This window comes from Flavobacterium sp. GW821-FHT12A05, assembly GCF_058807735.1.
Window position 1 is genome coordinate 419011 of the sequence record NZ_JBXAQY010000001.1, and the last position, 15938, is coordinate 434948.

Sequence of the window (15938 nt, forward strand, 5' to 3'; positions counted from 1 at the left end):
TTTATTTTAAAGTGCAATAATAACCCAAACGGTAAAGATCAAAAAGAAAAAGAGATGGTTTTTTGCATAATAACTGCTTTACAAATAAAGGTTTTAAAACTCTAAAACCAAAAGCAATTAAAGCAGTAAGATGATATTTTTTTATGACTTGAAAATAATGCGACAGTTTCACATAATCGGTAGAGATTAAATTGGAATCGACTAAATTTTTCAAACCCAAAACTGCTTCTTCAGATTTTTGCAGAAATGTTTTACTGTCTTCAATTCCCAAATGAAAAACAGGATTTTCGATATGAAGAATTTCAATTTGTTTCTGCTTTAATTCAAAAGAAAATAAAGTGTCCTCGTGTCTGAGATTTGGAATGCTTTCATTAAAACGGACTTTCTGAAAAATACTTTTACTAGTCAAAAAGTTTAAAGTTAAAAAGGAAAGATAAGGATTTTTATTTCGGTCAGCAACAAGTAAAGCTTCTCTTTTTTTTCCATAAATCCATCTTAAAAGTTTATTTTTTGAAGGTTGATTACTTTCGTATAAAATGCCTCCATAAACTATTTTTTCATTATTATTAATCAGCGAAATATAATTTGAAATAAAATTCTCGTGAACAGGAAAGGTATCGGCATCAAGAAATAATAAATTTTCATAAAGGGCTTTTTCCGCCAATAAATTCCGAATTGCGCTGCGTCCGATATTATTATCTAAAACAACAAAAGAACAGTTTTGTAAACGATTAATTTCTTGGTTTTCAGTTTTAAAAAGATCTGAGGCGTCATCCAGACAAATAATTTCAAAAGTGATATTTAATTCCACGGCTTGATTATGCAGTTTTTCAACTAATGAAAATGCATCATAATTGTAAACCGGAATTAAAATGGAAAGCATTACACGCTTCTTTGCACTACTTCAAAAATTCTTTCATCTTCACATTTTAATGTTTTCGATGGAAATTTCATCAATAAAGCATAATCGTGAGTAGCCATGATAACAGTTTTACCATTGGCATTGATGGTTTTTAAAACTTCTAAAACTTCAGAACTGGTCTGCGGATCAAGGTTTCCTGTAGGTTCATCGGCAAGAATAAATTCCGGATCGTTAAGCAAAGCTCTTGCAATCGCAACACGCTGCTGTTCACCACCAGAAAGCTGGTGAGGCATTTTGTTTAGAAAATCTTTCATGCCTACTTTGTCTAAAACCTCGTCGATTTTATGTTCCATTGCTTCTTTTTCGGTCCAGCCGGTTGCTTTTAAAACAAAAAGCATATTGTCTTTAACAGAGCGGTCCGGAAGCAATTTGAAGTCTTGAAAAACAATCCCAATTTTACGTCTCAAATACGGAATATCTTTTTCTTTTAAAGTTGCCAAATCAAAGTCAACAATATGAGCTTCACCTTCAGTTAAAGGCAGATCAGCGTACAAAGTTTTTAAGAAGCTGCTTTTTCCGGAACCGGTTTTACCAATGATGTAGATAAATTCTCCGTGTTGAACATCCAGATTAATATGAGATAAAATTTTTCTTCCTTCTTGATATATAGTGACTTCTTTAAGAGATAGTACGGTTTGTGACATAATAAAATTGATTTGAATGGTAAAAGTAATAAGATAACGTTTGGATTCAAAATAAATTTCAATCATTTCTTAAGAAAATTTGTCGAAAAAGAATTGAAAATATAAACCATATAAGTAATGTAAGTTCATTTTAGTTAATCTGCTAAAAGTTCCTAGCTTATAATTACTTATGTAACTTATATGGTTCATTTTAAATTTTTGTAAAGCCTTTAAAATGTTCGTTATTCAATGTTTGTTCATAATAAATTCAAGAAACGTTTCGTTATAAACGGTATAAAATGATAAATTTGAATACTAAATATAACTAAAATGCATAGACTTTCCTGGTTCTTTTTATTCCAAATTATCCTTACTTCGACCATAGTTTCGGCACAAAAATCAGCTATTTATACTTACGATTTAAAGGATTTTGACAAAGCACTGGCTTTATATAACGATAAACAATACGCCTCGGCACAACATATTTTTGAATATGTAAAAAATAACGCAGCAACTGAAGAAGTAAAATCAGACTGTGCGTATTACATTGCCAATTGTGCGATTAGAACAAATCAGGCCAATGCCGATGCTTTGATGGAAAAATTCGTTGACGATTACCCTACAAGCACCAAGCAAAACCAAGCTTACATTGAAGTGGCACAATATTTCTTCGAGCAAGGAAATTATCCAAAAGCTTTGCAGTGGTTTGACAAGGTAGATGAAGGCTACATGAGCAAAAAAGAATCGGATAAATTTAATTTCCAAAAAGGATACAGCTACTTTAACGCTAAAAAGAAAAAAGAAGCAACGACTTATTTTAATAAAGTCGTAAACTCTCCTGAATATGGTTCTCAAGCCAAATATTATTTAGGATTTATGGCCTATGAAGGAGATGATTACAAAGAAGCAACGAAATATTTTGATGAAGTTTCGGGCGAAGAAAAGTACAAAGAAAAACTTTCGTACTATCAGGCCGATATGAATTTTAAATTAGGAAATTTCCAAAAAGCAATCGATTTGGGCCAAAAAGCAATGGCGAAATCAAATGATATTGAGAAATCTGAATTGAATAAAATTATTGGTGAAAGTTATTTCAATTTAAAACAATACGACAAAGCAATTCCTTATTTAGAGCAATACGCCGGTAAAAAAGGAAAGTGGAATAATACTGATTTCTATCAATTGGGTTATGCTTATTATGAGCAGAAAAACTATGAAAAAGCAATTTCTCAATTTAATAAAATCATTGAAGGAAAAGATTTTGTAGCTCAAAATGCTTATTATCATTTAGGTTTGAGTTATTTAAATACAGGTAAAAAGCAAGAAGCTTTAAACGCATTTAAGAACGCTTCTGAAATGGATTTCAATGCGCAGATTCAGGAAGATGCGGCTTTAAACTACGCTAAAGTGAGTTATGATATTGGAAACGCCTACCAAACCGTTCCGGGAATTTTACTTGATTTCTTAAAAAAATACCCAAACAATTCAAGCAGGGCAGAAGTAGAAAAATTGTTGGTTGACTCTTATATTTCGACTAAAAACTATAAGGAAGCTTTGGTTTTATTAGAAAAAAACAGATCGGCAGAAAATAAAGCAGCTTATCAAAAAGTACTTTTTTACAGAGGAGTGGAATTGTATAATGAATCAAATTATACCGAAGCCGGAAAAATGTTTAAAAACGCGATTAACGAACAAAAAACACCTGAGTTTACAGCACGTGCGACATTCTGGAAAGCAGAAACGGAATATCTTAACGACGATATGCAAAACGCCTTGATAACCTACAAGCAATTTGCAGGACTTGCAGCGGCAAAATCTACAGACGAATACAAAAACATCAACTACAATATTGGTTACACGTATTTTAAACTGAAAGAATACGATCAGGCTGCAAATTCATTTCAGGCGCAGATTGATACTAATAAAGAAGATAAAGTTCGTTTAAACGATTCGTATCTGCGTTTAGGAGATTCACGTTTTGTGAATTCTAAATACGCTCAGGCAATGGAAGCGTATGGAAAAGCGATGGATGCAAAAAGCGTCGATGCTGATTATGCTCAGTTTCAAAAAGCGCTTTCATACGGTTTTATGTCTAAAAATGAGCAGAAAATCAATGAGTTGAATAACTTCCTTAAAATGTATAAAAAATCAGAATATCGTGATGATGCTTTATACGAATTAGGAAATACGTATGTGGCTGATAAAAAGAACGATTTGGCGATTAAAACTTTTGACCAGCTGATTTCTGAATACAAAAACGGTTCGTTTACTTCAAAATCAATCTTAAAACAAGGTTTGATTTATTATAATTCAGATCGTGATGAACAAGCATTGGCAAAATTCAAAAAAGTAGCAGCAGAGTTCCCAAAAACACCAGAAGCGCTTGAAGCCGTTTCTACAGCAAGATTAATTTATGTCGATTCAGGAAAAGTAGATGAATATGCAGCCTGGGTTAGAACTTTAGATTTCGTTTCGGTTACAGATGCGGAATTGGATAACGATACTTACGATGCAGCTTTCAAACAATACGGGCAAAGCAACAGCAAAGCGGCAATGACTGGTTTTGCAGGTTATGTGAGCAAATTCCCGGCAGGATTACATGCTTTAGAGGCTAATTTCTATTTGGCGCAGTTGTATTATGCTGAGGGTTCAGAAACAAAATCAATTTCTAATTACCAATATGTAATCGATCAGCCAAGAAGCGAATTTACAGAGCAGGCGTTAAACAGACTGGCTCAGATTTACTTAAAAGCAAAAGATTGTGATAAATCGATTCCGGTTTTAGTTCGTTTAGAAAGCGAAGCCGATTATCCTCAAAATAAAAACTTTGCTCAGGCAAACCTAATGAAATGTTATTATGACAAAAAGGATTATGACAATTCGGTTATTGCTGCAGACAAAGTATTGGCTAATCCAAAAGCCGATGCCAATGTAAAAGCCGATGCGCAGATTATTGTAGCTCGTGCTGCGATTCAAACAGGAAATGAAGATAAAGCAAAAGCAGCATACGCAAAACTGTCTACTACTTCAAAAGGAGAATTAGCAGCCGAAGCGTTGTATTATGATGCTTATTTTAAAACAAAAGAAGGAAAATTTGAAGCTTCGAATACTGCCGTTCAAAAACTGGCAAAAAGTTATTCTGCTTACAAATATTACGGTGCAAAAGGTTTGGTTTTAATGGCGAAAAACTTCTACGGGTTGAAAGACAGCTATCAGGCGACTTATATTTTAGATAACGTAATTAACAATTTTACAGATTATCCGGATGTTGTAGAAGAAGCTAAAAAAGAATTGAGCGCGATTAAATTAGAAGAGTCTAAAACGAATTCGTCAATTAATAAATAAGAATAAGAGAGTATAGAATATAGAAAAAAGAATATAGATTAAAAAAAACAAAGATTTGAAGTCTATTCTCTTTATTCTGTTCTCTATTTTCTTAAAAAAAAATAAAAACAATGAGCTTACCCTTTTATATAGTTGATGTTTTTGCTGATAAAAAATATGCCGGAAATCAGCTGGCGGTATTTTTAGAAGCCCAAAATTTAAGTTCGGAAGAAATGCAGCAGATTGCGCGCGAGATTAATTTCGCCGAAAGCACCTTCATTACCAAACTGGATAAGGAAAATAATAAAGCAGAAATTAAAATATTTACGCCCTCTCAGGAAATGCAGTTTGCGGGGCATCCGATAATTGGAACTTCCTGGGTTTTGATTAATAAGATATTCGAAAATTCGCCTGAAAAGATAACTTTGAATGTTCCGATTGGGCCAATTCAAATTAATCGGTCAGAAGGATTGATTTGGTTAAAAGCAGCGCAGCCAAAGTTTTGGGATATTTTTTCAAAAGAAGATTTCCCTTCTTTTAGTAATCTGAACAAGGAAGATTTTGAAAATCAATTTCCAATTCAGGAGGTTACAACCGGAAGCGCCTTTGTAATGGTTGGATTAAGCAGTAAAAGAGCACTGGAAAATTTGGTTTTGGATAAAGATAAAACAGATGAATGGCTGAAAAAGCATTGCAAAACATCGCACAGAGGCTTGTATTTTTATTATTTGGAAGGCTCGAAATTGTTTAGCCGAATGCTTTGTATCGAACACAATCAATTGGTAGAAGATGCTGCAACAGGAAGCGCAAGTACGTGTCTGCAGGCGTTTCTGTTAAAATATCATAAACCTGAATTTGAATTAATTAATTATCAGGGAGATTATATAGGCCGTCCGTCTGAGATTTATTTCAAAGGAAAATTAACCGAGAATCAGTTTGATATTAGTATTGGCGGAAAAGCTCAGTTTGTAGCCAAAGGAGAGTGGGAAGCTTGATTAAGAAAATAGAACAAAGAAAATAGAACAAAGAGAATAGACAAAGAAAATAGATTTTAGAATATAGAACAGAACAAGAGTTGGAGCTTAAGAATGAAGAAATGGCATAAGTCTATTTTCTATACTCTTTTCTCGATACTCTTAAAAAGAAGAAATATGAAAATTAACTGCCGAAATAAAATTATTGTTTTACTAGTGTTATTTGTCTGCCAGCTATCGTTTTCGCAGGTTAAGAAAAATGAAAGCATTGGAACCGAAACAGTAAACGTAGTAAAACCTTATTCGCCAACAATTTCCGACGCTTTTAAAGTGAAAGAAACGCCTTCGCTTGACGATGCCGGAAATCAGCCGAAAGAAACGATAAAGTATAGTATTTTATCTGTTCCGGTGGCTTCGACTTTTACACCGTCAAAAGGAAATGCACAAGGTGTGGATAAATCTAAAAAAGAAAGATTGTTCAATAATTATGCAACGCTTGGAGTTGGAAATTACGGAACATTAAATGCTGAATTATTCGTAACTCAGGATTTAGGAAACAACGATTATTTGGCTGGAATGCTGCGTCATCATTCTTCGCAGGGAGGAATTAAAGATGTGAATTTAAATGATGAATTTTACGATACAGGCCTGAACATTGGTTATGGACAAAATAACCGTGATATGTCTTGGGGAGTTGATGCAGGATATCAAAATCAGGTTTATAACTGGTACGGACTACCGGCTGATTTTGGAATGACTTTACCGCCGGCAACACAGGAAGATTTAATTAGAGGAATTAATCCAAACCATTCTTATAATACGATTTCATTGGGCGGAAATGCCGAATTTAATGAAGGCATTTTCAGTAAAGTTTCGGCAAGGTTTACTCATTTTTCAGATAGCTTTTCTTCTTCGGAAAATCGTTTTTATGTAAAGCCTACTTTTAAAGTTGATGTAATGGATCAGGCCATTAACACTAATATTATTATAGACCATGTAAGCGGTTCTTTTAAACATAATTATGCTTGGGACAATGTTGAGCCTTTAAAATACAGTTTAACTAATTTTGGTATTGAACCTAGTTTTGTAGTGCATGAAAATGACTGGACATTAGAATTAGGAGCTGGTTTATTTTATGCTTTAGATTCTGAAAACAGCGGAAACAAATTTTATATCTACCCAAAAGTAAATGCATCGTACAAATTGGTTGGCGATTTAATGATTTTCTATACGGGAGTAAATGGAGGTTTAAACCAGAATTCGTATGCTGATTTTGTAACCGATAATCCGTTTTTGTCTCCAACTTTAAATATGAGACCAAGCAGTACGCAGTACAATGTTTTTGCCGGATTAAAAGGTAAATTAGCAAACAATGTCAATTATAACGTAACAGCTTCGTACTTAAACGAAAAAGACAAAGCATTGTTTAAAAGCAATGATTATACAGAGGATTTTTCGAACCAGAATTATGCTTTCGGAAACTCGTTTGGGGTAGTGTATGAAGATATTAGAACTTTCCGTTTTTATGGAGAATTAAAAGCCGATTTTTCGCAGAATGTTACTTTTGGAATCAACGGAACTTTTAATAGTTATAGCACAGATAACGGAATTGAAGCATGGAATTTACCTTCGATGAAATTAAGTTCGACTTTAGACGTTAATATTACTAAGCAGTGGTATGCTGGTTTTAATATTTTCTATGTGGGAGAACGTAAAGACATGCAGTCTAATTTAAATGCGGGTGTAGATCCGGTTATCACGACTTTAAAAAGTTATTTTGATGCCAATGCACATTTAGGATATAAATACAACGAGCGTTTAACTTTCTTCTTAAAATTAAATAATATAGGAAACCAAGCTTACGAAAGATGGCTGAATTATCCGGTTCAGGGATTCCAGGTTTTAGTGGGAGGAAATTATAAATTCGATTTTTAAAGAGGTTTCGCAAGAAAAATACAGAGGCACTAAGATGATGTAAAGTATAAAAAGTGCCTTTTTTTTAGCCATGAGTTCGTGAATTTTTTGGAGTAAATTCGTGAATTCGTGGCTAATTTTTTTTACATCGTCAAAAACCTTTGCATCTTTGCAGCTTAGAACCTCAGTACCTTCAAAAAAATGAACTTCAAACAAAAAATACATTCTCATTACACGCAAATGGTTCAGGACCGAATCGATGTTTTTAAAGACATGATTTCGGGATTAACGGAAGATTCTAAAAACGATGCCAAAGGTTCAGCCGGCGATAAGCACGAAACCGCTTTATCGATGATGCATATCGAACAGGAAAAACTGACCAATAAACTCAAAGAAGCGATTGCTCAAAAAGCAGTTTTAGATAAAATTGATCCAGCTAAAGTAACAGAAAACATTATTTCCGGCAGTTTGGTAAAAGCAAACGGAATCTATTTATATGTAAGCGTTGCGCTTCCTAAAATTGCAATTGACGGTATTAATGTAATTGCACTTTCTGCACAATCACCTTTAGGGAATCATTTAATGGGTAATAAAGCTGGTTTTGAATTCGAGATCAACAAAACGCATTATACTATTCAAAGCGTTGAATAGATTTTTCATTCGATTGCATATGATGGATTAAAATCCATCCCTACAATATGTATCATTTCTCCGGAATTTTCAAGCAAGTGTTTTTAAGAACTTTGGCAAAGTTTTAAACTTTGACAAAGTTGAATAACCCAAAGTTTGTCACTGAAAGAAGACTCTGAATTTTTTATTTTATGAGAAAGCTTCAGAGGAGCTGCATATTTATAGCATAATTTATTTCCATCCACAAAAGCTCCAGCGGAGCGATATATATATATCGCTCCGCTGGAGCTTGAAATCACGGTGTAGATAATTTGCTATAAATATTATGCTCCAATGGAGCTTTTTTTTATTGAATCAAATGGCAGGTAGATATTAAATATAAAATAATTTCCTAACAGCTTTTTCTATTCTACTTGAGAATCTTTCATGAATAATTAAAATTCTCAAAATTTAATTCAAAGATTTCTTTAAAACATTAAATTTTACTCGTGTTTTGTCTTCAAAATTGAAATTTATAAGTTTAGGGCAATTTTTAAAGCTAAAATTTTACATTTTATATGTAAAAACAATTTTATGCTTTTAAATTATAACTGAAATAAGGTTTTGTGTTTTTCAATTATAATCAATACCGCATCTTTGCCCTATCAAAATGAAATTTTAAAAAATAAAAATATAAAATTATGTGTGGAATTGTATGTGCCTTTGATCTAAAGCAAAAAGCCGAGACTTTAAGACCTCAAGTATTAGAAATGTCTAAAATCATTCGTCACCGCGGACCAGACTGGAGCGGAATCTATAGTAATGATAAAGCAATTCTTTCTCATGAGCGTTTGGCAATTGTAGATCCAGCTTCAGGAAAACAACCTTTATTTACAGAAGATAAAAAATTGGTTTTGGCTGCAAATGGTGAAATTTACAATCATAGAGAACTGCGCAAACAATTTGAAGGAAAATATAACTTTCAGACTGAAAGTGACTGCGAAGTTATCCTGGCATTATACAGAGAAAAAGGAGTAAGTTTTGTTGATGAATTAAACGGAATCTTTGGTTTTGCAATTTACGATGTAGATAAAGATGAGTATTTCGTTGCTCGTGACCACATGGGAATTATTCCATTGTATATTGGATGGGATCAGCACGGAACTTTCTACGTTGCTTCTGAGTTAAAAGCTTTGGAAGGATATTGCACCAAAATCGAATTATTTCCTCCGGGACATTATTTATCAAGTAAAGATGGTGAATTTGTACAGTGGTACAAAAGAGACTGGGTTGATTACGATGCGGTTAAAGACAACGAAACGAGTATTCCTGAAATCAAAAAAGCACTTGAAGCAGCGGTTCACAGACAATTAATGAGTGATGTTCCTTATGGAGTTTTACTTTCTGGAGGATTAGATTCGTCTATCACTTCGGCTGTAGCCAAAAAATTTGCGCAAAAACGTATTGAATCAGATGATACTACAGATGCCTGGTATCCGCAATTGCATTCATTCTCTGTAGGTTTAGAAGGTTCTCCGGATTTAGCTGCAGCAAGAAAAGTGGCAGATCATATTGGAACGATTCATCACGAAATTAAATTTACAATTCAGGAAGGTTTAGATGCTGTTCGTGATGTAATTTACAACCTTGAAACTTATGATGTAACTACAGTTAGAGCTTCGACTCCAATGTGGTTAATGGCAAGAGTTATCAAATCAATGGGAATTAAAATGGTGTTGTCTGGCGAAGGTGCAGATGAGTTATTTGGAGGATATTTATATTTTCATAAAGCGCCAAATGCTAGAGAGTTTCACGAAGAAAACGTTCGTAAATTAGGAAAACTTCACATGTACGATTGTTTACGTGCTAACAAAAGTTTGGCAGCGTGGGGAATTGAAGGTCGTGTTCCTTTTTTAGATAAAGAATTTATGGATGTTGCGATGCGTATTAACCCGCAGGATAAAATGATCAACAAAGAACATCCAATGGAAAAATGGGTTGTTCGTAAAGCTTTTGAAGATATGCTTCCGGAAAGTGTAGCATGGAGACAAAAAGAACAATTCTCTGATGGAGTAGGTTACAGCTGGATCGATACTTTGAAAGAAGTAGTTGGAAGAGAAGTTTCGGATGAGCAATTAGCAAACGCGAAATACAAATTCCCATTGCAGACACCAACTTCAAAAGAAGAATATTACTATCGTTCTATTTTCTCAGAGCATTTCCCAAGTGATGCAGCGGCATTATGTGTACCTCAGGAAGCAAGTGTGGCTTGTAGTACAAAAATCGCTTTAGAATGGGATGAAGCGTTCAAAAACATGAACGATCCTTCAGGTAGAGCAGTGGCAAGTGTTCACGATGATGCTTACGTGAAAGCTTAAAACAAGTTAATTTTTAGAATTAGTGTATATATTGCAGAAAGGCGTTCTTTTTTTGAGAACGTCTTTCTTGTCTAAAATTGTTAAATTCTATATTTCAGTTGTTTATAATTTTTTTTCGGTAATTATTTAACTTACTTTTTTTATATTTGGCATTCGCCCGAAAAAAGTTAACCGATAATATTTAGCATTGAAAATGTAGGAAAGCAAAAAATAATATTTAGTTTTGCTTTTAACATCAATTTTAATGATTTTTTAATGTTTGGCTTATTTTGGCTCGACATAAAAGAATAAAAATAAAAAATAGAATAGTATGTCTGGATTATTGGCCGTTATAGGTAAAGGAAAAGACCCACAGCTTGTAAAACAACTTTCTGAAAGAATGTCGCACCGCGGCCCTGATGAGAGCGATTTACATATTATGGAAAATGGAAGTGTGCTTTGTCATGAAAGTTTATCTATTATCGATTTAAATTCGGGTAAACAGCCTATTCAGGGAACAAACAAAGCCTGGATGGTTCACGATGGTGAGATTTATAATTATCAGGAATTAAAAGATACGGTTTTAAAAGACCATACATTCAGAACAAAATCGGATTCAGAAGTTATTGTGCATTTGTACGAAGAATTTGGATATGATTTTTGTAATAAATTAGACGGAGATTTTGCTTTCGTCATTATCGACGGAGACAAATACATCGCCGGACGTGATCCTATTGGAGTAAAACCTTTGTATTATGGTTTAGATGAAAGAGGAAGAATTTATTTTTCTTCAGAAATGAAATCAATTGCAGATCAATGTAAATCATTTTCGACTTTTCCTCCGGGACATTATTATACAGCAAAAAGTGGTTTTGTAAAATATTACCATCCAGAATACGAAGATCATAAAAACGCAACGCAGTCACTTGATTTAAATTTAATTAGAGAAAGTTTAATCGAGGCAACGCGTAAACGTTTAATGAGCGAAGTTCCGGTTGGAGCAGTTTTATCAGGAGGTTTAGATACTTCGTTGATTTCGTCAATTGCTTCAAGACTGCTAAAAGATAGCGGTAAAAAGTTACCCACTTTTTCTATTGGTTTAGATGCAAATGCGCCAGATAATGTTATGGCTCGAAAAGCAGCAGAATTTCTGGGAACAGACCATCATGAAGTACATTTTACGGTAGCAGAAGGAGTATCGGTATTGGAGAAAGTGATTTCGCATATCGAAACCTATGATATTATTTCGGTGCGTTCAGGAGTTCCAATGTATTTATTGTCTAAAGCAATCAGCGAAAAAGGAATAAAAGTGGTGCTTTCCGGAGAAGGTGCCGATGAAATTTTTGGAGGACATTTGTATTTTAGAAATGCGCCTTCGGCAGAAGAATTTCAGGACGAAACAATAGAAAGAGTTCAAAAACTATTTACTGCCGATTTACTTCGCGTAGATAAAACAACAATGGCAAACGGAATCGAAGCCAGAGTTCCGTTTTTGGATGCTTCATTTTTGGATGTTACCATTCGCGTAAAAACCGAAGAAAAACAGCCTAAAACGTATGAGGGAGTTGAAAAATACATTTTAAGAAAAGCTTTTGATACACCAGAAGATGCTTATTTACCGGCTGAGGTTTTATGGCGTCAAAAAGAACAATTTTCAGACGGAGTTGGATACAAGTGGGTTGATGAATTAATCGAATATTGTGCAACTCAGGTTACAGATGAACAATTGGCCGGAGCAAGCGCAGAATTCCCATACAATACGCCAACAACAAAAGAGGCTTATTACTATAGATCAATTTTTCATAAATACTATCCGCAGGTCAGCGCGGCACAGACAGTTCGTAAATGGATTCCGAAATGGCAGGAAAACCTTGATCCAAGCGGAAGAGCCAATGCAGCGCATTTACAAGGAAACTTCGAAAGCGTAAAGTCTGAAGCTGCTGTTTAAGGTAAATTTCAATAAAAGAAATTCTAAATTCCAAATTCCAAAATTCAAATTCCAATTGGAACTTAAAAATACGAAAAGCCGAAATGCATTAAAAATGTAGTTTCGGTTTTTTATTTTGTGGTTTCCCGTAAATTGCTAAAACTAAGTTAATAAGAATAAATCGTGTTTCGGAAAAATACTATATTTGATTACCAAGTACAATTAAATAACCCTTAAACACAATTTATGAAAAACTTATTTCTAAGTGGAATTTTATGCTGTTCGCTGGTTTCAGTGAGCTCGGTTTATGCACAAAAATCAGAGGCGCCCAAGTACATTACCAACGTCGAGGGTGTCAAAGAATATTCTTTAAATAACGGATTAAAAGTTCTTTTAATTCCAGATGCGTCTCAAAGTAATATGGTAGTCAATATTGTTTACAATGTTGGTTCCAGAAATGAGGGTTATGGCGAAAAAGGAATGGCGCACTTATTAGAACACATGCTTTTTAAAAGCACTAAGAATTTAGGCGATATTAAAAAGATGCTTTCGGATAAGGGAGGAAACGCTAATGGAACCACTTGGTTAGACAGAACAAATTACTATGAAGTTTTTCCATCAAGCGATGAAAATTTAAAATGGAGTATCGAAATGGAAGCAGACCGAATGGTGAATGCGACTATTCTACAAACGGATTTGGAGAAAGAATTTTCGGTAGTTAGAAATGAGTTTGAAATAGGAGAAAATAATCCGGATGGAGTTTTGCAGGAAAGAATTCTTTCAACAGCTTATTTATGGCACAATTACGGAAACAGCACCATTGGAAGTAAAGAAGATATTGAAAGGGTAAAAGCAAATACACTGCGTGTTTTTTACGAGAAATATTATCAGCCGGATAATGCAACGGTAATTATAGCAGGAAAATTTGACGAACAAAAAGCATTACAATATGTGGGGCAGTATTTTGGAGCAATTCCGAGACCTAAAAGAGTTTTGGATAAGACCTATACTATTGAACCAGCTCAGGACGGAGAAAAGTTTGTAGAACTTAAAAGAGCCGGAGACAGCAAGAATGTTGGAGTAGTATATCACACGGCATCTTATGCTGATAAAGATTATGCTGCGATCGATGCTTTAGGTGAAATTTTAACGGCAGATCCATCAGGATATTTGTATAAAACATTAGTAGAAACTCAAAAAGTATCGAGCATCTATTTTTGGCAGCCAACTGTAAGAGATGCGGGGTATATTTATTTTGGAGTAGCCATTCCTAATGATAAAGATGTTAAAGCAGTACAGCAAACTGTTAGAGACGAGATGGATAAAATTGGCGGGACAAAATATACAGATCAGGATGTAAGCAGAGCAAAAGCAAAAATCATAAAACAAATAGAAGCCGTAAAAAACAATACGATTTCATACGCGATCAATATGACTGAAATTATTGGAGCCGGCGATTATAGATTGGGTTTCTTGTATAGAGATGCTATTGAAAAGCTGACGAAAGAAGATATTCAAAGAGTGGCCGAGAAATATTTCAGATCAAACAATAGAACGGTTGGAGTATTTATTCCTTCTAAAGATGAAATTAGAGTAAAACCAATTGAATATACAGATGAACAATTGGTTGCGTTTACTAAAGATTACAAAGGAAAAGCTTTAGAAAAAGAAGCGGCTCCGTTTGAAGCTTCGATTAAAAATTTAAAACAAAATTTTGCAGAAGGAAAACTAACAAACGGTGCTAAATACGGATTAATCAAAAAAGAAATAAAAGGCGGTAAAGTTCTGGCGAATTTTAAATTTCCGGTAAGTAATGAAAAAGACTTAAACGGAAAAACAGATGTGGCTGGAATTTTGGCACAATTGTTAAAAACAGGAACTAAAACACAGACCAAAGAACAAATTCAGGATCGATTAGATCAATTAAAATCGTCTGTCTATTTTAATTTCTCAAGACAAACTTTATCGGTTAATATTAGTACTTATAAAGAGAATTTTAAAGAAGTAATGGGTATTTTAGCAGATTTGCTGGCAAACTCTACTTTTCCTGAAAATGAACTTACAAAAACAATCAGCGAATACAATACTTATTTAGAGTCTAGTTTGAATGATCCACAGTCTGTTGCGTTTACCGAAATTACAAGACAAACTACAAAATATCCTAAAGGCAGTATTTTTTACACCCCAACAATTCAGGAACAAATAGATGCTTTTAAAAAGATAAAACAATCAGAAATTGTTGATTTCTACAAAAATGTTTTAGGAGGAAATAATGGTGTTGGAAGTGTTGTAGGAGATCTTGATGCAAAATCTACAGCAGAGATTTTAGAAAGTACTTTTGGTAAATGGAATTCTAAATCGAAATACGAAATTGCACAGCCTACTTATTTTGAAACACAAAAATCAGATAAAGATATTATTACGCCGGACAAAGAAAATGCAGTTGCATTGGGTAGAATAAGTTTTAAAATGGATAGAAAAAGTGCTGATTATCCTGCATTTATCATGGCAAATGAAATACTTGGAAGCGGCGGATTTTTGAGTGCCAGAATTCCAATGCGTTTAAGAGAAAAAGAAGGAATTAGTTATGGTGCTGGTTCGTTTATCGATGTGCCAATTACGAACGATGTTGCGGCTTGGTCATACTACGCATTTTTGAATCCAACAAAAAAGAATGCTGTTGAAACTGCAGCAAAAGAAGAAATTGCAAAAGCCTTAAAAGACGGATTTACAGCCGAAGAATTAAAATCAAATTTAGTAAGCTGGCAAAATGAAAGAAAAACGAGATTAGGAGTTGATAATACTTTAATGGAATTGGCGAATACTTATTTACAGTACGGAATACCATTAGAAGATTATGATAATCTGGAAGAAAAAGTAAAAGCCTTAAAAGTGGATGAGGTAAACAGAGTTTTGAAAAAATATCTGTCTTTAGATAAAATGACATCTGTTTATGCCGGAGATTTTAATAAAAAACAATAAGGCTTAGAAATATATTCAATATAAAAATTCCATTTTAAGGAGTTTTTAAATCATAAAACCGAAATGCATTTTATAATGATATTTCGGTTTTTTATTTTCCAGTTTCAACGTTGGAATTTGGATTTTTTAATATTGGAATTTCAATTTAAGAATTTGAAATTTAATATTTTTTTATGTTTTTCCTATTTTTGGATTTTGGAATTTATGAAAATTGGAATTTAAGTCCTCTTTTAAGCATATTTTTAGGTTTTTCAGACAATTGTGTTGATAACTTAAGTGCTTTAAGTCGGAATTTTATGGGTATAT

9 protein-coding genes are annotated in these 15938 nt (G+C 33.7%); 7 read left to right on the forward strand and 2 right to left on the reverse strand.

Features of this window, described 5'->3' with window-relative positions; all coding sequences use genetic code 11:
* Position 1 precedes the first annotated feature (1 nt).
* Positions 2 to 883, reverse strand: a complete 882-nt coding sequence (locus AC1RRQ_RS01605; protein WP_493020770.1) for a glycosyltransferase family 2 protein — start codon at positions 881 to 883, stop codon at positions 2 to 4.
* Positions 883 to 1566 (reverse strand): cell division ATP-binding protein FtsE, encoded by a 684-nt coding sequence (locus tag AC1RRQ_RS01610; RefSeq protein ID WP_493020772.1) that lies wholly within the window; start codon positions 1564 to 1566, stop codon positions 883 to 885. The genes AC1RRQ_RS01605 and AC1RRQ_RS01610 overlap by 1 nt, the downstream gene beginning before the upstream one ends.
* 309 nt (positions 1567 to 1875) lie before the next feature.
* Between AC1RRQ_RS01610 and AC1RRQ_RS01615 the strand changes: the two genes are divergently transcribed.
* The 7 genes from AC1RRQ_RS01615 to AC1RRQ_RS01645 all read left to right on the forward strand — a co-directional run bounded on the left by AC1RRQ_RS01615 (position 1876) and on the right by AC1RRQ_RS01645 (position 15632).
* Positions 1876 to 4890, forward strand: a complete 3015-nt coding sequence (locus AC1RRQ_RS01615; protein ID WP_493020774.1) for a tetratricopeptide repeat protein — start codon at positions 1876 to 1878, stop codon at positions 4888 to 4890.
* Positions 4891 to 5000: 110 nt separating this feature from the next.
* On the forward strand, positions 5001 to 5864 hold the full coding sequence (locus AC1RRQ_RS01620) for a PhzF family phenazine biosynthesis protein (RefSeq protein WP_493020776.1): 864 nt from the start codon (positions 5001 to 5003) through the stop codon (positions 5862 to 5864).
* A gap of 156 nt (positions 5865 to 6020) precedes the next feature.
* Positions 6021 to 7778, forward strand: coding sequence for a TonB-dependent receptor (locus AC1RRQ_RS01625; RefSeq protein ID WP_493020778.1), 1758 nt, complete (start codon positions 6021 to 6023; stop codon positions 7776 to 7778).
* A 180-nt stretch (positions 7779 to 7958) separates the two neighbouring features.
* Positions 7959 to 8408: a hypothetical protein gene (locus AC1RRQ_RS01630; protein WP_493020780.1), complete on the forward strand. Its 450-nt coding sequence runs from the start codon at positions 7959 to 7961 to the stop codon at positions 8406 to 8408.
* A gap of 659 nt (positions 8409 to 9067) precedes the next feature.
* Positions 9068 to 10744, forward strand: coding sequence for an asparagine synthase B (gene asnB, locus AC1RRQ_RS01635; RefSeq protein WP_493020782.1), 1677 nt, complete (start codon positions 9068 to 9070; stop codon positions 10742 to 10744).
* A gap of 310 nt (positions 10745 to 11054) precedes the next feature.
* The gene (gene asnB, locus AC1RRQ_RS01640) at positions 11055 to 12671 is read left to right on the forward strand and encodes an asparagine synthase B (protein WP_493020784.1); all 1617 of its coding nucleotides are present in this window, start codon (positions 11055 to 11057) and stop codon (positions 12669 to 12671) included.
* Positions 12672 to 12896: 225 nt separating this feature from the next.
* Positions 12897 to 15632, forward strand: a complete 2736-nt coding sequence (locus tag AC1RRQ_RS01645; RefSeq protein ID WP_493020786.1) for a M16 family metallopeptidase — start codon at positions 12897 to 12899, stop codon at positions 15630 to 15632.
* Positions 15633 to 15938 lie beyond the last annotated feature (306 nt).